Genomic DNA, 19,804 nt, shown 5'->3' on the forward strand with positions numbered 1-19,804 from the left:
AAATAATAAAAGATAAAGGTATAGCGTATGAGTGATACTAATAAAAAATTTAAAGATCTTTATTTGCCAGTTCTCGGAACTGTTGCAATTGGGACTGCAGCTTTCTTTGGGGTTTCTCAATTAAAGCATGGCGATTATCGAAATCCATCTTCAGATGGAAATTTTAAAACGGCCTATGAGGCATGGGCAGATCTTCAGTATTCAGGAGCATCTTATAGTGCCAAGGCGCTTCTTGTTGATGATCAAACACTTCCAGGAATGCTTGGAGGGGTTACTTACGGTGCGGAAAAAGAAGCCTCATCTTCTCTTCTTACTCGTGTTATGTCCCCATCAACGGCCATCATTAAAAAGAATATCGATACACTTTCAGCTGAAAATAAGGAGAAATTCTTTCGTGACTTCTTAGAGAATTACGCAAAGGATTCCAATGGTTATCGTACTTATAAAGACGTCACAACAGGCAAGAAAATTGATCTTGCAAGAGATGTTGTAGACGCCGAAGGTAACCCTAAGGTTATTGACTTAACTGAGCTTAAGGCCACTGATGTTAAAGCAGCTGACTTAGCCACTTTAGAAAAAGTTTTCTATAATCTGTTTGAGCAAATGAAAGATCGTGCAATGACTTTCATTAAGCCGACTGTTAGGCGTAAGTTTTTTACTGGAAACCTTCCTGGTCTTCCAAAGATTGTTAAGCCAGAAGGTGGTGGTTGGTATAGTAAGCCACATAAATTTCTTGGTAACAAGCAAGACTACCGTGAGTGGAAGCCTAACTTTGGTAAGGCCGAAAGATTCCTAACAGATGCCCATGGCCACGGTGGTGGTAATGGCGGTTGGGAGATTAACTTCAAGGCCCAAGACACTTATGGAGAGTTTGAAGAGATGGTTGCATGGTTTAGAGAATCACTTTCTCAAGTCGTGCGTGATCCTTTAACTGGCAAGAATAAGGTTCAATTATTCCAAGCACCAGGGCATCAAAGAATTGTTTTTAGAAAACACCCTGATCTTGATGAAGGAAAGCTTTCTGAGTTCTACCGTGCAATTCAATCTTATATTGTTTTAAATGGTATTAAAGGAAACTCTGGAATCGAGTTTGCAAATTATAAAAATGTACAGACAGAATCAAACCTTACTAATCTCTACCACGGTGGACGTGGGGTAATTAGACCAGATGACCAATGGAAGCCATGGGTACAAAATACTGGTGGTTTAGGTATTGAGTTTAGGGCAGGTACGAAAAACCTTGCACCAGCTAGATTCTATCAAACAACTCTAGCTGCTCGTATTGGGGCCAATGACTTTAGTGGCATTGCAAGTATTTCTGACTATAACTTAAATAGCCCTGTATTTAGAGAGCCTGAGAGTATTGCATCTCGCTTTGAAATTGAACAGGATATCGTTCAACAGGCCCTAGACAATATGCAAAAGGCCGGAATTAAGGCCGACTACCGTGTGATGTTCTGGGGATGGACTGAACCTGAAGTTGCCTTTATTGGTGATACAAAAAGAGAGATCATTAAAAATCTTGTTAAAGATTATACGCAAAAAGTTGCTCTTCTTGACCCGAATATGTCTCAAGACAAATTAAAACAAGAAATTCGTGAGATGAATCGTACATGGGTTTCAGCATCAAAACTAATTGATGATCTTGAAGCTTATATGCGTCCTAAAAAGATGGACTATAACGAGCTTACAATGGACTTTAAGGCCAATGTTGATGCTCCTAATAGAGTCGCAAATCCGGTTGATGTTAACAAAATTGACCTTGGTATTGAATACTCAGGTAAGTTTCCACTAAGGCTTAAGTCGATTACTTCTAAAGATCGTCTTGAAGATGGAAAACGCGCTTGGGTACAAACTGTTATCGACTTATCGTCTGAAGAGCGTGAAGCAATCATTAAACGAGTTGCACAAGACCTCTATAATGAGATTGGTGGTGAAGAAGGTGAAGCCCCTGTTAAGTTAGAAGTTGACGGACACGGGCACGGCCTTGACGTTGCCTATGCAATCCGCGACAACCAAGGCCGTAAGTGGCAAGTTGAGTGGGATGGTATTGGACGCTCTTATACTCCTTCTGGTGAGATCATTGCTGATTCTCCGCGTGGGGGAACAATTGAGCTCATTACACCTAAGTTCACTCCAACAATCGATGAGGTTGCTGGTGTTTATAAGGCCTTTGAAAAGAATAATGTTCTACCTTCTCTAATGGCCGGTGGGGGTCACGTAAATATTGACCTTGCTGCCTTTGATGGAAACCCTAAGGCCCTTGCAAGATTCTTAACAATCTTCCACGAGCATAGAGGAATCATTTCATTAATGTTCCAGCATATTAACCGTACTCACACTTCTGAGCCTGTTGAAGTTAGTGAGACACTTAGAAAGGCACTAAAAGATTTTAATGGATCTGAAGAAGAGCTTAAGAAGCTTCTATACAATGAAAGGTACTTTAACACTCGCTTTGGACGTAAGACTCGTTACATCCAACTTGATGTTTCGGCTTACTTCCAGGATGTTATTCCAGAAGAGTTTGTAACAGATGACTTTGACATTTCTAATCCGACAACAGATTGGAGAAGAACATTTAGAGTCGATCCTAAAATCAGAAAGGGTGAGTTTAGAATGTTCAATGCTCCTCGTGATGCCGCTGAATCAGCAATGCAGATTCAGTTAGTAAGAGCAATGCTTGATAAGGCCCTAAATAGTACTGAAGAACTATCAGGTGAAGTTGATAAGACGACACATGTCGATTATGTGAAGAAGCCACAAATGGCAGAAGACGATCTGAAAAAGCTATGTGATGATTTAGGTCTTGACGTCAATCAGTTCCGTACTGCTGCAATGGAAGGTTTATCAATTTCTCAACTAGAGTCACAAAAAGTGTTCTTTAGAAGTATTGATGAGAAAATGGCCATTCATCCAAACCAACCAGGTTGGGGAAAAGCAGTTGATGCAAGAAGTGCAGAAAATGCTCTTAATTCAACAGGACGTGAGTGGACTCCTGGGCCTGCGGATGAGCTGAATACGATGAACAATGATCACCGTATTCGTGCTGCACTAGCTGCTCAAGAGATGAGGCAAGAGATTGTTCCAGCTCGTGAACTACCAGGTGAATTTGTCCGAACAAATAGTTGTGAAGAATTATTAAACGAAATTTTATAGAAATAAAAAGGGCCTCGATGGAGGCCCTTTTTTTATGCTTGTAAATCTTGAATATAATCCATAAAGACTTGATGACGAATTGGCTTATAGAGAATGTCATGAGCACCTAATTCTTTAACTTCATCAAGAGAGACTTCTTGGTGGGCCGTCACAAAAATAAATTTTTTAAAGTCTAGGCCTTCGATAATTAAATTCTTTAAGAAGTCGATACCATTCATCTTAGGCATACGAATATCCGAAAAAATATAATCAAATTTTCCGTTTTTTACTTTTTCAAGAGCTTCTTCACCATTATAAGCGACTTCATAATCGAGACCTATACGATCAAACATATATTGATAGAGCTCTACTAATTCAACTTCATCTTCGACAAATAAAAACTTCAATCTAAAAATCCTGTTGTGCTGTGCTGTGTTGTCTTAACGACAATACATCATAGTTAATTTTTATTTGTTTATCAAGCAATTTAGTTTGATTAGATTAACTACTTGAAATCATTTGTCTTGAAGAACTCAACATCCTCAAATTTTTCCGTAGCAAGTTTTAAATCCCATTCCGTACGGTAAATAAAGCACGGACGGTCCTTAATATCAAAGGCAATATTAGCACTATAGCGTGAGATGAATTCATCCTTAATCTTATCGCTAGGGAACTTAATCCATCTGATACCATTATATGGGAAGCCTTCGTATTCACCTTTTACATTGTATTCATCTTCAAGACGGCGTTGGACAACCTCAAATTGCAGGGCTCCTACGGCACCAAGAATTTTTTCAGTTGAATTATGACGTCTAAATAGCTGAACTGAACCTTCTTCTGAAAGTTGTTGCAGACCTTTATCAAGTTGCTTTCCTTTCATTGGATCTTTTAGGAGAACTCGTTTGAAAAGCTCTGGAGCAAAGCTTGGAATACCGGTAAATTGCATAATTTCACCTTCTGTGAAAGTGTCTCCAATTTGTAGCTTTCCTGAGTCATGAATACCGATGATATCACCTGGTATTGCGTATTCTGTGATTTCTCTATCTTGTGCTTGAAAGATAAGTGGCGTTGCAATTTTTAACTCTTTGCCAGTTCTTGCTAGAGTAACTTTTTGTCCTCTCTCAAAACGACCTGAACAAACGCGAATAAAGGCAACTCGGTCACGGTGTTTCTTATCCATATTGGCCTGAATTTTAAAAACAAAGCCGCTAAATTTTTTCTCACTTGGATCAACTGTACGAGTTTCGCCGTTTTCAATTGGCGCAGTGATAACTTCACGTTTTCCAGGCCCTGGTGCATATCTTGAGAAAGTATCAAGAACTTCTTTAACACCAAAGTTATTAAGTGCTGAACCAAAGTACATTGGTGTCATAATTCCTGCTAGGAACTCTTCTTCGTTAAACTCTGGCATAAGCTCACTGATCATCATGAGGTCTTCTTCAAGTTTTTCTAAAAGGGCCTCGCCGACAAATTCTTTAATATGAGCTGCACTTAAGTCACTAGCATCAATGATATTAGGGCTAAATGGATCTTCAGCGTCTTTAAAGCTCATGATTGTTTTATTTCTAAGATCGTAAACACCCTTAAAGTCGACACCTGAGCCAATTGGCCAAGTCATTGGGACACATTGGATTGAACATGTCTTTTCAACGTCATCAATTAGTTCAAATGGATCAAGAGCATCGCGGTCAAATTTATTACAAAAGGAAACGATAGGTGTGTCACGCATACGACAAACTTCCATTAGTTTCTTTGTCTGTGTCTCAACACCTTTGGCCGAGTCAATCATCATAAGAACACTTTCAACTGCCGTAAGTGTACGATAAGTATCTTCAGAGAAGTCCTTGTGACCTGGAGTGTCGAGAAGGTGCATGGCACGTTCGTTATATGGAAACGACATAACTGATGATGTAATTGAGATACCACGCTCTTTTTCCATCTCCATCCAGTCTGATTTCGCGTAATTACCTTGCTTGCTCTTAACCATACCTACGCTGCGCACAACTTGTCCAAACCATAAAAGCTTTTCTGTCATTGTTGTTTTACCTGCATCAGGGTGAGAAATAATCGCAAAGGTCGCTCTTTTTAAATCTTCCATTTAATCTGTATCCTAATCTTATAAATTTATGATGCGACACTGTAACACAGTGTGAATAAATTGAATAGCTTACTTCAAATCTTATTTGTTTTTTAAATTTACTTAATTGTGTGTTTTAGGCATACTTTTATCAACAATTTCTTTGTAGAACAGTTAATAAAATTAACAATTTAAGGAGAACTGATGAAAGGTTTTAAATCTTTAATTGGTCTTGTTTGTGTTGGTGCTATTTCATTTAGTGCTCAGGCCGCAAAAAAGCCAAACTTTTTAATTATCTGGGGTGATGATATTGGTGTTGAAAATATCTCGGCCTATAGTCACGGAATTATGGGGTATAAGACTCCAAATATCGACCGCATTGCTAAAGAAGGGATGATGTTCACTGACTACTATGCTGAACAATCATGTACAGCAGGTCGATCTGCTTTTATTACTGGTCAAGCAACTCTAAGAACGGGTCTTTCAAAAGTAGGACTACCTGGTGCAAAAGCAGGTCTGCAGGATCGTGATATTACAATTGCTGAAGTACTAAAGACTCAAGGATATGTGACGGGGCAATTTGGTAAGAATCACCTAGGTGATCGTGACGAATTTCTTCCTACCAGACACGGATTTGATGAATTCTATGGAAACCTTTATCACCTAAATGCTGAAGAAGAGCCAGAAGATCCAGACTATCCAAAAGATAAGGCATTCAAGAAGAAATTTGGGCCACGTGGTGTTCTTCATTCATTTGCCGATGGAAAAGTGAAAGATACTGGTCCACTTACTAAGAAGAGAATGGAAACAGTTGATGAGGATATTGTTAATCGTTCCATTAAATTCATCACAAATGCAGCTAAGAAAAAGAAGCCATTCTTTGTTTGGGTAAACACTACAGGAATGCACTACCGTACTCACCCTCGTCCTGAAGCAAAAGGTCTTTCTGGTCAAGGTGACTATAACGACGTATTTGTTCAGCACGATATGTATGTTGGCCGTTTACTTGATTCTTTAGAAAAGAATAAAGTTAAAGATAATACTTTTGTTATGTACTCAACTGACAATGGTGTCCACTACAATACGTGGCCAGATGCTGGTATCACAAAGTTTAGATCAGAGAAAAATACAAACTGGGAAGGAGCTTACAGAGTTCCTGCTCTTGTTATGTTTCCTGGAAAAATCAAGGCCGGTGAAGTTTCAAATGAAATTGTATCGACTCTTGATTGGATGCCAACAATTGCGACATGGGCCGGTGTTAAAAACTTAAAGAAAGACCTGCTTAAAGGTAAGAGAATTGGTAAGAAGAAAGCTAAGCTTCACCTCGATGGTTATGACTTATCGAGATACCTTGAAGGTAAAGAGAAGAAGTCACCTCGAAAAGAATTTATCTACTTAGATGATCAAGGGGTTCCTGTTGCTGTTCGTATGGGGGATTGGAAAGTCGTCTTCTCTGAGCAAAGAGCAAAGACAATGGCACTTTGGGCAGAGCCTTTTGTTGATCTTCGTGTTTCAAAAGTATTTAACCTACGTCGTGATCCTTATGAAAGAGCAGACCAGAACTCGAATACTTACTGGGATTGGATGCAGTACAAAGCGGCCTATGTTTATATGGCCATGGATGTAACAGCGAAATTTCTTGAAACATTTAAGAAGTATCCTGCAAGTCAAACTGCTGACTCATGGAGTATGAAGGATATTACAAGAAATATTCTTCAGCAAAATAAAAAGAAATAACTCACTTCATATGGCGAACCAAGTGTTCGCCATATTTATTTTTGGAATGATCATGTCTGTTTTAAATGAAGTTCATAATATCCAAGCTCAATTAAATAACCGAATTATTGGTCAGGAAGAGATTATCGAAAAGATTATTCTTGCTGTTCTTTGTAACGGAAATATTCTCCTCGAGGGGAACCCCGGTACTGGTAAAACCACAACTGTTAAACACCTTGCCGCTCTAATAGGCGCCGATTTAGGTCGTATTCAATTTACTCCTGATCTTCTTCCATCTGATGTTGTGGGTTCAGAACTATACCTAACTGATGAGAACGGTAAGGGCCGTATTGAATTTAGTAAAGGACCTGTGTTTAACAACCTTCTTTTGGCCGATGAAATTAACCGTGCTCCTTCAAAAGTACAATCTGCGCTATTAGAGGCCATGGAAGAGAGACAAGTTACAGTCAATGGTGTGACTCATAAACTACCTCAGCTTTTTATGGTTTTAGCTACGCAAAACCCAATTGAGCAGGACGGTACATATCCACTACCTGAAGCACAATTGGATCGTTTCATATTCAAACTCATTCTAAATTACCCAAGTAAAGAAAATGAGATGAAGATTATGCAACTAATTAGGGAGCAGTATCATGCACCAGAAGTTAGAAGCATTACTAATGAAGAGACAATTTTTTCTGCACGTAATGAAATTCAAAAAATTAAGTCATCTGCATCTATTGATCAGTATATTGTCGATATTGTTGATGCAACAAGAAGTCATGAAAAACTTCCTGCAGAAACTCAAAAGTATCTAACGATGGGGCTAAGTACTAGGACATCACTATCTCTGGATATTGCAGCTAAAGCAAAGGCCTGGCTATCTGGAAGCGAGTTTGTTACTCCAGATCATGTGAGATCGATTATAAAACCGGTACTTAGGCACCGTTTATATATTAGTTATGAGGCAATTGCTGACGGTGTGTCGGCCGATAATATAATTGATCAAATAATCGATTCGGTTGCTATCTTATAAGTAAGAATGAATCAAGAAAACTCGATTTATATTTCCAAGAATTACCTAGTGGATCTTAAGTCTAAGATGGTTCATTTTCGTGCCTTCATTGATCGACCAATTCGCAATAAGTATGTCGGTCGCTTTGCTTCTAAAATCAAGGGGCAGGGTCTGATCTTTGAAGAGATGGATAATTATCGACTTGGAGATGATATAAGAAATATGAATTGGAAACTTAGCCAAAAGCTTGCTAGGCCAATTGTTAAACGATTCACTGAAGATAAGGAGAGACCAGTTTATCTTGTTGTCGATCAGAGCTCGACTATGTTCTTTGGCTCTAATTATAAGATGAAGTCTGTGGTTGCTTGTGAATTAGCAACAATTTCTTATTGGAGTGTGGTGGAGAATCAAGACCCGATTGGCGCATTCATTATTTCTAATGATGGCCATTCATTTATTAAAGCAACTAAGTCGACAAAAAAGTCTATGGCCATTTTAAATGAACTTGAGGTTGCTAATAAGAAACTTGATATTAACTCCTTATCTAATAAAGTAGCATATGTTGAAGGAGCACTTAAGAGGCTTAGGCATGAAGTAAAGCAAAACTCATTAATCATTTTTATTTCAGACTTCTTAGAATTCAACGATGAAGCATATTCTCAGCTAAAAATGCTTGCGAGTAAACATGAGCTGGTTATAGGTCATATTGTTGATCAAAATGAAGAAGAGCTACCTGCCGTTAGTAATTTTGTGATCTCTAATAGTAAGAGTGAAATCTTAATGAATTCTAGAGATCAAAAAATAAGAAAAAAATATAGAGAAAAGTGGGAGGCCCATATTAATAGGCTTCATGAATTATGTCGTAAATTATCATTTCCTATTTTTACGATTAATACTCATGAGGATATTTTTACTCAATTAAAACAGAGGCGTTTTCATGAGTAAGGCCACTGAAACGATTAATCATGAATACTTTGGAAACCTCTCAATTAAAGGGATTAAAGAAATCGAAGGAAGCGTAAAACCTACCGCGATGCTACCTAAGACCTGGGGATGGCCAGTAATATTTATAATTGTTATTGGCCTTGTTTTCTATTTCATCTACCAGAAACTCATTTACATGAAAAAATATGGGCCTTATATAAGAGTTTATAAGCGCCTAACCAAAGAGGACTCGATCCAAGATATTTATCTTCTTTACAAGAGGATTTCAAAAATAAGTTTTGGTCATCGAATTGATGATCGTTTTCTACTGAACTCTGCTAAGGGAGAGTACACAAAAGCTGAACAGGAAAGTTTAAATAATTATCTCTATCAATCTCAGGCCCTAGACGAAGAATTAGAAGTAAGCTTAAAAAAAAGAATGCTCTCTGATATTGGGCATACGTTAAAAGCACGTGGGAGAGTTCGTGATTAGTTTTGACTATCCTATATTCTTCTTGATTGTACTGCTTCCAATTTTCGTACACTTTCTGATAAGACCATTTCAGATGCGCCAAACTTCAGTGAGGGCATCCTTTTACAATCTTGTTGCTCTAAGTATTGATGATAAACAAGCTACGCAAAATATCAGAAAAAGAAAGCACATACAAAGCTCACTGTTAATTGTGTCTTGGGTTTTGTTCTGTGTTGCTCTTGCAAAGCCTGTGATAAGCGGAAAGGAAATTGTTAAAAATATTTCATCTAAAAGTTTTTATATTGCTCTTGATCTGTCCGGCTCAATGAATTTTCAAGATACACAAAGTGGCCAGACAAGACTTGATGTGGCCAAAAAGAATATCATTAAATTTATTAATGAGAGAGGGGATGATTATCTCGGTCTTATTGTATTCGGTGATTCGGCCTATCTGCAAGCTCCATTATCAAATGATAAAGATTCTCTGGTCTCTCTTGTTCATCAATCTAAAGTTGGTATGGCAGGTCTTAGCACTCATCTCGGTGATGCGATTGGCCTTGGAATAAAGCGTTTTCGTGGCTCTAAAGTTAAAGAGCGTGTTCTTGTTTTACTAACTGATGGTAACGACACAGGTAGTGAAGTTCGCCCAATTGATGCTGCAAAAATTGCTCACAATGAAAATATTAAGATCTATGTTCTAGGTTATGGAGATCCCAAAACGGTAGGGGAAAATAGTCTTGATACGAATACATTAAAAGAGATTGCTCGTCTTACTAGTGGACGCTTTTACCTACCTAAAGATGAAAAAGAACTTGAACAGGCCTTTAAAGAAATTAACTCGATTGAAGTACAGGAAATGACGACATTAACGTATCAACCCAAGTATGATCTCTTTTATATTCCAATCGTTATTATTTTATTTATTTACTTAATGGCCATTCTTATTATTCTTACTCGTCGCTCGATTTTACAAAGGGCCGCAAATGAATGAGATATTAGTGCAAATACAGGCATTCTTTCTAAGATTCTTTTCAAATATTAGTGACTTTCACTTTATTAGACCTTGGTGGTTACTTCTTTTAATTTTTGTTATTTTATTTTGTCTCTATTACCTTAGAAGTAAGAGGATGGGGGAATTGAATAACTATTTCAGCACTCATATCTTAAATACACTAGTCGTTAAGCAGAAGGGAGACTTTCTAAAAGATCCTCAACTATGGGCGCTAGCACTTGCTACTTTATTTATTATAGCTGCTAGTGGGCCAACTTTTGAAAAAGTTAGAACTTCCTTTGATGAGAATGAATCAAAAACTCTCTTAGTGGTTAACCTATCACAAAGCATGGATGCAATTGATGTGGCCCCTTCTCGTATTGAAAGAGCAAAGCTTAAGGTGATTGATCTTTTAAAACTAAATCAAGGCTCTTTCTTTTCTCTTGTTGTGACTGGAGGCGGCTCTTACGAAATTCTTCCTTTCACAAGGGACTTTAATATATTGGAAAATTTTATCTCGGCCCTTGATACTTCCTTAGTTCCAAACGATCTCTTAAATATTTCCACTCTAAGTGAAGGATTGACGAGGTCATTTTCAAGAGATGGCCAGGGACAAAATTTGATTTTAATTACAGATCAAGTGGATGATCACTCGATTCCGATTTTATCAAAAAAGTTAAATGAATTTGGAGTTAATCTTGTTGTCTACGGAGTCGGAAAAGAAGAAGTTGAATTAGATAGTAATACTTTTAACCCGGCCCTTCTAAAGAAATTAGCGGCAAGTAGTCATGGAGAATTTGTTGAATACACAAATGATAACGGTGATATTACACGAATTAGTGCTTATCTAAAAAAGTATTATCCATTGGATCGTGATAGTGATCTACCATGGCATGATTTAGGTTATTACTTACTCTTTTTCGCACTTATACCGTTTGTGATGTACTTTAGACGTGGATGGATTGCACTTATTCATTGCTATATTCTCTTTGTTTGTGTGAGTCCCTCAAGTGCAAGAGCAAATATTTTACTTGATCCCTTTATGACTGCTGACCAGCAAGGTCACTTATTCTTTAAATTAGGTAAGTATAAAACGGCCGCTATGGAATATGAGGATCAATATAATAAGGCCGTTTCATATTACTTGGCAGAAGATTTTAAAAATGCACAACTCTATTTTTCACAACTTAGTGATCCCGCTTCAAAATTTGCCAATGCTAACTCTATTGCACATATGGGATATTATCTTTCTGCACAAGTTGAATATGAAAAAATAATCAAAAGTGGTGGGCCCTTTGCGAAAAAGGCCTTGGAAAATGCTGAGATCATGAAAAAACTCGTGGCAGAAATTGATGCGACAAGTTCCGCTCAAAGGGCCGAGGGCGATGAGAAAACGAAACTCTATCGTGAGAAATTTAAAATTTCACGTGGTGCCGAGGTACTCGATACGAAACAACAAGGTAATGGGGAGTCAAAAGAAGTTTTAAATGTTGATTTATGGATGAATAAGGTTCACTCGCCACTTCGTGACTTTATTGCACGAAAAGTCGAAATCATGTCTCATGATGATAAGGAAGTAAGTGATGATTAAATCGATACTCCTCATTTTCTTTTATTTTTTGCTTACTTTTAAAAGTCACATCTATGCTGCTGATCAACTTGAGAGTTATTTGGGTTCTGGTGAGATTTCTTTTAAGTTTTCTACAAGTGATGATCAGAATATTGTACCTAAGCAATTAGTTGTCTTTGATCTTTTGATCAATTATAGAAGAAACTTAGAAGTAAATGTCAGTGTTTTAGATATTCGTTATTCTAGAGGCATTGCAACTCAACAGACGACACGTGAATATTTCCTAAAGACTTCTGGAGACTTTTTACAGAAGTCGCAAAGTATACAAGTCTTTCCTAGCTACCCTGGAGGGCAACAAGTTGAAGGAGTAAAGCTTGGTGTTACAATTCGAAATAAAGATACAAATCGTGTAAATCAAGGGGAAGTCTTGATTGATGGCCCTCGGTTTTCAGTTGAGGACGTTGAGAAAAATTATGACTTTGTTGCAAGTGATGTCAAAGAAAGTCTAGTTTTACTAAGTGAGGAAACGACAGGACAAGATGCAATTGTCTATGAATATGAAATTGAGGCCAGTGATACAAGTATTGCTCTCATTCCAGAGTTTCGTTTTGAAAAACAAGACGACATCTCTTTCTACTATGACACACTTGAAAAGTCTGATCGTTTTGATCGCGGGAGCGCGAAGTCTATCTTAAGACAGAAGATTACTGTCATCTTTAATCGCGGTGGCAATATAAAACTTATTCCTTCTAAAATTCGTTTTTACGACTTAGATAGTAAGGAAGTTGTTACAAGTGAGCTTGAAGAGTTAACGATTAAACTCGCAGGCCTCTACTTCTCTAATAAGCTTAAAATGTCGATTGTTACGATTGTTTTTGTGTCCGTATTCATCTTCTATCTGATTCGACTCAATCGAGAGTCGCTTTCTTATTTTTATCAGTCAATTCGCCAAGACTTAGAAAATCGTCGCGCATTAAGAAAAATTATTAATAGACGTGATTCTGTTGGTCTTATTAACTACTTATACCGATTTGCGCACGAAGCCAACGAACTCTCACTGATTTCATTCTTTGAAAAATATGGTATTGATGGGTCTAATATATCTAATGAAGAGGCCATTGTTGGTATCAAACTACTCTATACCGACCTATTTTCAGAGTGTAAGACCTCTGAGGATTATTGGCAGCACTTCAAAAAATTATCGCTAAAGAAGGCCTTTATTACGGCCGACCTTAAGTATGATAATAGAATAAGTGAGCTCAACTAGTGCATTATTTAATTAATCTATTTTTCTTTGTCTTTATAACTTTTTTAGTCTCTTCTTGTTTTTCAAATAAGTTAGAGGTGACAAACTTTGATCCAGGCAAAATTTCATATCAAGAGCTACAAGAGAATAATGATCCTTCTACTTGTTTTAAATGTCACGAAGGTATCTCAACTCTATGGCAGTCTTCTGATCACTTTCATTCCATGAATAAGGTAAGCGAGAAGTCTGTTAAGGGTGACTTTAATAATCAAAGCTTTAAGGCAAATAAGACAAAGTATCGATTTAAAAATAGTAAGGGCCAATATTATATTTCAATTGATGGGGTTGATTTCAAAGTCCTCTATACATTTGGTCATTATCCTCTACAACAATATGTTATTGATTATGGAAAACAGGGGAAGTTTCAAGTTGCACCAATTGCGTGGGATATTGAAGCAAAGAAGTGGTTTAATACATTAAGTGAAGTAGAGCGACAAAATCCACATCTGAGGGATTCTTTGAAATGGGACAACCGAGTTAATAATTGGAATAATCGCTGTGCCAGCTGCCATTCTTCTGGCCTTGATAAGGCCTATGAAATCAAGTCTGATACGTATAAGACAAAATATTTGAGCGAAAATATCTCATGCTTCTCATGCCACGGCGATGCCTCAACACACTTAAAATGGGCAAAGATGTCACAAGACGATAGGGATGAGCATCTTACAAATAAAGGCTTTTGGCGTAATCCTTCTCAAGGTTATCAAGAAATTATTCCGGCAAAAGGCGGTGGTATGCATACCTATATCTCTCAAGGTGATGCTAGTTCAACTTGTCTAACATGCCACAGTTTAAGAGAAGATATGACCACTCATGCTGACTTTGCGGGTGATTTCTTCAATCAATTCTCCTTAACAATTGTTAACGATAGTCAGTACCATCTTGATGGCCAACAAAGAGAAGAAGCGTTTGTTGGAGGCTCCTTTCTTCAATCTAAGATGTTTCATAAAGGTGTCAAATGCATCAATTGCCATAATCCTCATAGTGGAAAATTGAAGAAAGAAGGTAACTCTCTATGTCTGCAATGCCACGATTTAAGTTATGAAAAATATGATCATCATAAGCATAAAGAGGCGAGTGCAAGTTGTGTTGATTGTCATATGCCTAAGAAGGCCTATATGGGAATTGATATGAGGGCAGACCATAAATTTGTGATTCCTAGACCTGACTACACTCTTAAGTACAATATTCCTAATAGTTGTACTAATTGCCATAGTGATACTTCTAAAGAGAAAATGAACATAATGTTTCAAACGAAATTCCCGAAGCTTAAAACTAAAGATACGCTTCTTGAGATCATTGGTGAAATGAAGAAGGGGAATTTTAATAATAAGAAGGAACTTCTTTCATATATTAATAATGTTGAGATGCCTGAAATGCGCAGAGCATCTGCAATCGTTTTGTTAAGAGAATTTCCTAGTATGAAAAAGAATGACTATGAAACTCTATTAACAAGCGACTCCCTTCTAATCAAGAAGGCCACTCTTGAGTTATTGCTAAATTTTCCAGATATTTCCCAAGTCCAAGATTCAATTGTTAAGATTGTTAAAAGTGGCCCAAAGTCTCTTTCTTTTTCGGCCATTTATTTACTCGCTTCTCATGGCCTCGACTTTAAGAGCTCTATTGGTAAAGAGTTAAGGCCTACCTTGGATGCATATCTTACTTTACTTGAACTCCATAGTGATGCTCCTGATAATATACTTAAGCTTGCAACTCTTTCTCGTTTTGGACTTTTTCCTAAAACTCCTGCTGAGCTTTTAGAGGCCTCGATTAAAAAGTATCCGTATTTTATCCCGGCCTATATAAACCTTGCTGATCTTCATCGTTCAATTGGCAACGAGGCACAGACTGCTCATATTCTTAATCAGGCCCTCGTTAAAAGCCCTCAGGACACAAGTGTACTGACGGCCTTGGGGATGCATTACACGAGATTAGGTGATTACCCAAAGGCATTGGATTACTTTAGATCAGCAAGTGAACTCGATAGAGACAATGCTTATTATCACTATCTCTATATTCTTACTTATAAGCAAATTTATGGAGCTAAACAGGCCCTAAGTCAGGCCAAGGCACAAGAATCAAGCTATGAAGGTTCTTTTCTTTATAATCAGTTGTTATTTGCTCTAAGTGTTGAGCTACAGGATGTAGAGAATACGAAATATTATAGCAAGAAAATCAATCGCTTTAGACAGTAACTGAAACAAAAATTACTGTAAGATTAGGCTTGAATCTATTGAAATGTAAGTTTTAATAATGGGACTTATTAGGTCAACAAACTACTTTTGTAATATTTACACGTGCAAAAATGATAGGTTGAAACATCCGAAATCGCGTCGTATAAACCACTCATTAATGTAGCAGGGATTGATGAATAAACATATCGATAAAGTTGTGTTGTTGTTCTTTGTTCCCCAAATTCGTGTTAAATTTCGTGTTGTTGTTATTCTCGAATTATTCGTATGTTTTTCAATCTCTGCTACACCTAATATATATAAAGGCCTGCATTGCAGGCCTTTTTTTTTCTTATTGCTTTAATTCTTTGTGCTTATCTTGAATCATCTTTACAACTTCTAGCGTGTCTTTATGACGTAACTTCTTAGGTGAGATTTCATCACTTGGTAGATCCCAAAGCTTATCGAGGTCGCGGTAAAACTTAAGATTCTTATTTGCCCATACTTCATCAACTTTGCTTACTGCTGTAAAGTGTGGAGCGGTTTGAAGAACTTCTGGCGAATCTGAAAGTACGTTCTTGATAGCTACTAGTACATCTGTAAAGTCATCTAATTCTTTCTTTGTAAAAGACTCTGTTGGTTCAATCATAAGTCCAAAGACTTCTGGGAATGCAACAGTCGGTGCATGGAGACCAAAATCAAGGAAGAGCTTTCCAACTTTTGCAATGATTTGGTTCTTTAGTGTTCCTGACTTTTCAATATGAGAAAACATATCATCACTTAATGTGATGATAAACTCGTGCATACGAGGTGTTTCATCTGCCCCATGTGGAAGCATTGGATAAACATCTTTTAACTTTTGGAAAAGGTAGCGCGCACTTAGAACTGCAATTTGTGACATGGCCACAACACCATCTTGGCCAAGGGCCTTTAGATAAGTGTAGGCACGTACTTTGTGAGCAACGTTTCCATCATGACGGTGAAAGTCACCAATACACTTTGGTGCGCGAACTTTCTTATATGTTCCGTCAGCTAATTTTTCAACCTGTGTTCCAGGAATGTAGTCAACGAGTTTACTACTTACCGCAACGATTGCATCTCCTGGGCCCCCTCCACCGTGTGGAATAGTCCAAGTCTTATGAAGGTTGTTGTGGCAAGCATCAACACCAAGTTTTTCAAGTGAAACAATTCCTGCAATAGCATTCATATTAGCACCATCCATGTAAACAAGGCCGTCTACTGAATGGATAAGCTCTGCTACTTCCTTAAAGTTTTCTTCAAAGATACCTGCTGTATTTGGGTTTGTTACCATAATACCAGCAATACGCTCACCGTCAGTTTTAATGATCTCTTTTAATTGCTCAAGATCAATCTGACCTCTTTCATCTGCATCTAAAGTGATGATTCCGACTTGTTTACCATCAACTTTTCCAGGAACAAATCCTGCGACTGCAGCTGTTGCTGGGTTTGTTCCGTGAGCAGAGCGTGGGATAAGAATAACATTCTTCGTATCAGCATTACCTCTGTCTGCATGGTAGGCCTGGAACATTTTGATTCCAACGAGTTCTCCTTGAGCACCAGCTACGGCCTGTGTAACGAGACCTGGAAGCCCTGTAATGGCCTTGAAATCTTCTTGAATATGATAAAGTAGTTCAAGTGTTCCTTGAGTGTACTTATCTTCTAAATCAGGGTGTGCCATTGTAAAGCCAGGAAGTCCTGCTGCCCAGTCATTTACATATGGGTTATATTTCATTGTACATGAACCAAGAGGGTAGATGGCGTCATCCGGAGATACGTTTAAACTTCCACACTTGTCATAGAATGCTTTGACTTCATCAGTTGTGAAATTTGCGATTCCTGGAGCATCCTCTCTTATATAAGTTTGAGGGATCTCTGGCATAAAGAATTCTGATTCACTATTTGCTGCGAAGTTTTCATTGAAGAGTGCAATTAGATTGTCTAGCTCGTCTTGTGTGTGTTGATCACCAAAAGAAACTTTTAAGAGGTTTCCTTCTAGGTTGTGGCGGCCACTAATGTCCTTACCTGCAACAAGCTTATCATTTGAAGCAAGAATATCGCTTACTTTCTTGTCTAGCTTAAGAACAACTTCATTAAAGTATGGAGCATCAAAAGCAAGATCCACACCATCTAGGTGTAAAATATTTGAAAGGAAGTATTGTGTGTTTTGGCGTGCTGTTGCTAGCTTGTCGGCCAATCCTTCATCTCCAAGCGCTAAAAGTGCAGCACCTGCAATTGAAGCAACAAATGATTGGTTTGAGCAGATATTACTTGTGGCCTTCTCACGGCGAATATGTTGCTCACGAGTTGATAGAACCATTGCAAGACATTCTTGGTTGTTCATATCAACTGCATTACCAACGTAGCGTCCAGCAGTTTGGCGAATTTGATTCTTATTAGCATCGTTAAAACGAATTCCGAAAATCCCAAGTCCTGGGCCACCGTAGTTGGCGTCTAGACATAGGTGTTGTCCCTCGCCAACGATCATCGTTGCACCGGCCTTGTCACTTCCGAATTCACTTGGCTTCTTTAAACCACCTTTAGCAAGTAGCACAGGATCAATGATGGCAATTGAGAATACTTCGTTATCACGACATAAGTCAGTTAAGGCATCAACATCTTCTAGTAGTCCAAGTGAGTTTACTTGGCCAAAAGCAAATGTTGCAATTTCTTTATCGGCTTCAAGTAGTTCTTTAACCTTATCAAAATCAGTTAAACCACTTTCTTTATTAATTGGTGCCCAAAGAATTTCAAGCCCAGTGTGAGCAGCATTTGTCTCTAAAACACTTCTGTCTTGTGGATAGATTGCTTCACTTACTAAGACCTTTGTTTTCTTACGTGCTAGGCGTACACCTGTTTTAAGAGCTTCAAAGAGACATGTTGATCTTTCGTAAAGAGAAGCGTTAATTGCTTCAAAACCTGTCAGTGCTGTAATGGCACTTGAATAGATCCAAAGAGTATTTAATGTTCCCTGAGATCTTTCAGGTTGATATGGTGTATAGGCAGTTGTTAGTCCTCTGATATTACAAACGTAAGGAACAATCTCGTGAATCTTAAATTGAGGAAGTCCGTCACCTAAGAAGTTTGTAGGGATTTTATTCTTCTTTGATAATTCATCAAGATTAGTAACAAGTTCGTCATAACTAAGTCCTTCTTTTAGAGGAATCTTCGATGAGAACTTCACATCGTCTTTAATATGAGCGAATAGTTCTTCTAGTGTCGTTAGACCTAGTTCGTTTAACATCTGTTTAATTTCTTCATCACTTGCACTGATATAATTCTTTGCAAGTTCACGATTCAGATCACCAGAGTTTACTTTTAAATTTCTTGGGTCAAAACCAAGTTTCTTAATAGTTGAGTTTGATACGTCTTGTGTGTGTGACATCTGTTCTCCGTGTGTGTTATATCTAGATAAATTAATTCTAAAGTATGTATTTACGAAAAGTATATATAGCATAGAAAGAACAGGCCATCTACTTGATTTTAATATGAATGAGACTTCACTAAAGACTAAAATTGATATTGTAATAGAAGACGCAGTTGATAAAGATATTCAATTAGAATCTCTGAATCAAGCGCTGCGCAATTACTTGCAACAGCTCTCTAGTCATGAGTTATCGTATCAACTACATAACTCGAACGCATCGCTAAGTGGTGTTTATTTAACTTGGAAAGATGATGAACTATGCCTCTTTGATCCACACAGAGAGTCATCTCTTAAGCTTGATTGGTCTGGGGATTTACAAACTCATTTGAAGAGAAACTATGCTGTGACAAAAGAGCCACTTTTTCGTGCCCTGAAGCTTAAGGGTGGCGATATTAAACATAATAAAGTTGTTGATGCGACTTTAGGCACAGGTAAGGATGCTTGCTTGCTTCTTAGCTTTGGCTGCCAGTTGGAGTGTTTTGAAAGAAATCCTTATGTTTTTGGACTTGCTCTTTGGGCCTATCAAAAGGCCTTAAATTGTGAAAATGAAAAGATTAGACTTATTTTTAAAAACCATATGAAGATCAATTTTGGACAGGCCGCCATTACAGAGACTCCTGTTGGTTTTGAACGTTGCTTCTATGACCCAATGTATGAAATAACAAAGTCAAAGGCCAAGAGTGCACTAAGTCGAAAAGAGATGGAAGTCTTTAAGGATTTAGTAGGCAAGGACGTGGATCAGGATCAGTATTTATGGTCTTTATGTGCCAAATTTTCTTTAGTTTGCTTAAAGAGACCAATCAAGGCAAGTGAGGTCAAGATACCTGCTGACTGTAAGCATCAAAAGGTTGTCTACACAGGTAAATCAACTCGCTACGAGCGCTACTTTCTTCCTTAATTATCTTAAGAAATCATAGTCTTTTAATAAAGTTGTTGTTATTATTTCAAGCGCTTAGTAACACAAACTCAAATTAAAGGAATT

General features: G+C 37.7%; 13 protein-coding genes. 10 read left to right on the forward strand and 3 right to left on the reverse strand.

All coding sequences use genetic code 11. The annotated features are described in order from the left end of the window. The first annotated feature begins 27 nt into the window (after window positions 1–27). Window positions 28–3,156 (forward strand): hypothetical protein, encoded by a 3,129-nt coding sequence (locus tag ABMA78_RS12800; protein ID WP_392860570.1) that lies wholly within the window; start codon window positions 28–30, stop codon window positions 3,154–3,156. 32 nt (window positions 3,157–3,188) lie between these two features. Here the strand turns inward: ABMA78_RS12800 and ABMA78_RS12805 are convergent, their stop codons facing one another. Next, window positions 3,189–3,542, reverse strand: coding sequence for a response regulator (locus ABMA78_RS12805; RefSeq protein ID WP_392860572.1), 354 nt, complete (start codon window positions 3,540–3,542; stop codon window positions 3,189–3,191). A gap of 98 nt (window positions 3,543–3,640) precedes the next feature. Continuing rightward, a complete protein-coding gene (locus ABMA78_RS12810) occupies window positions 3,641–5,233 on the reverse strand; it encodes a peptide chain release factor 3 (RefSeq protein WP_392860574.1) in 1,593 nt (530 codons plus the stop codon). Window positions 5,234–5,416: 183 nt separating this feature from the next. On the opposite strand from ABMA78_RS12810, the gene ABMA78_RS12815 reads away from it, so the two are divergent. The 8 genes from ABMA78_RS12815 to ABMA78_RS12850 all read left to right on the forward strand — a co-directional run bounded on the left by ABMA78_RS12815 (window position 5,417) and on the right by ABMA78_RS12850 (window position 15,401). Beyond that, the gene (locus ABMA78_RS12815) at window positions 5,417–6,949 is read left to right on the forward strand and encodes an arylsulfatase (protein ID WP_392860576.1); all 1,533 of its coding nucleotides are present in this window, start codon (window positions 5,417–5,419) and stop codon (window positions 6,947–6,949) included. Window positions 6,950–7,001: 52 nt separating this feature from the next. Beyond that, complete coding sequence (locus ABMA78_RS12820) at window positions 7,002–7,964, forward strand: AAA family ATPase (protein ID WP_392860578.1); 963 nt, start codon at window positions 7,002–7,004, stop codon at window positions 7,962–7,964. Between the two features lie 6 nt (window positions 7,965–7,970). After that, window positions 7,971–8,888 (forward strand): DUF58 domain-containing protein, encoded by a 918-nt coding sequence (locus ABMA78_RS12825; RefSeq protein WP_392860580.1) that lies wholly within the window; start codon window positions 7,971–7,973, stop codon window positions 8,886–8,888. Beyond that, window positions 8,881–9,360 (forward strand): hypothetical protein, encoded by a 480-nt coding sequence (locus ABMA78_RS12830; protein WP_392860582.1) that lies wholly within the window; start codon window positions 8,881–8,883, stop codon window positions 9,358–9,360. The genes ABMA78_RS12825 and ABMA78_RS12830 overlap by 8 nt, the downstream gene beginning before the upstream one ends. Continuing rightward, window positions 9,353–10,330, forward strand: a complete 978-nt coding sequence (locus ABMA78_RS12835; RefSeq protein WP_392860583.1) for a VWA domain-containing protein — start codon at window positions 9,353–9,355, stop codon at window positions 10,328–10,330. Before ABMA78_RS12830 ends, ABMA78_RS12835 begins: the two co-directional genes overlap by 8 nt. Beyond that, on the forward strand, window positions 10,323–11,921 hold the full coding sequence (locus ABMA78_RS12840; protein WP_392860585.1) for a VWA domain-containing protein: 1,599 nt from the start codon (window positions 10,323–10,325) through the stop codon (window positions 11,919–11,921). Before ABMA78_RS12835 ends, ABMA78_RS12840 begins: the two co-directional genes overlap by 8 nt. Continuing rightward, window positions 11,914–13,167: a hypothetical protein gene (locus ABMA78_RS12845; protein ID WP_392860587.1), complete on the forward strand. Its 1,254-nt coding sequence runs from the start codon at window positions 11,914–11,916 to the stop codon at window positions 13,165–13,167. The genes ABMA78_RS12840 and ABMA78_RS12845 overlap by 8 nt, the downstream gene beginning before the upstream one ends. A gap of 77 nt (window positions 13,168–13,244) precedes the next feature. Beyond that, window positions 13,245–15,401 carry an ammonia-forming cytochrome c nitrite reductase subunit c552 gene (locus ABMA78_RS12850; protein WP_392860589.1) on the forward strand — a complete coding sequence of 719 codons (2,157 nt, stop codon included), beginning with the start codon at window positions 13,245–13,247 and terminating at the stop codon, window positions 15,399–15,401. A 328-nt stretch (window positions 15,402–15,729) separates the two neighbouring features. On the opposite strand, the gene gcvPB is transcribed toward ABMA78_RS12850, so the two are convergent. Then, on the reverse strand, window positions 15,730–18,780 hold the full coding sequence (gene gcvPB, locus ABMA78_RS12855; RefSeq protein ID WP_392860590.1) for an aminomethyl-transferring glycine dehydrogenase subunit GcvPB: 3,051 nt from the start codon (window positions 18,778–18,780) through the stop codon (window positions 15,730–15,732). A gap of 103 nt (window positions 18,781–18,883) precedes the next feature. Between gcvPB and ABMA78_RS12860 the strand changes: the two genes are divergently transcribed. Next, complete coding sequence (locus ABMA78_RS12860; RefSeq protein ID WP_392860592.1) at window positions 18,884–19,720, forward strand: class I SAM-dependent methyltransferase; 837 nt, start codon at window positions 18,884–18,886, stop codon at window positions 19,718–19,720. Window positions 19,721–19,804: the final 84 nt, after the last annotated feature.

Origin of the sequence: Halobacteriovorax sp. RZ-2, from assembly GCF_043196685.1 — a bacterium.
Lineage (GTDB): Bacteria > Bdellovibrionota > Bacteriovoracia > Bacteriovoracales > Bacteriovoracaceae > Halobacteriovorax_A.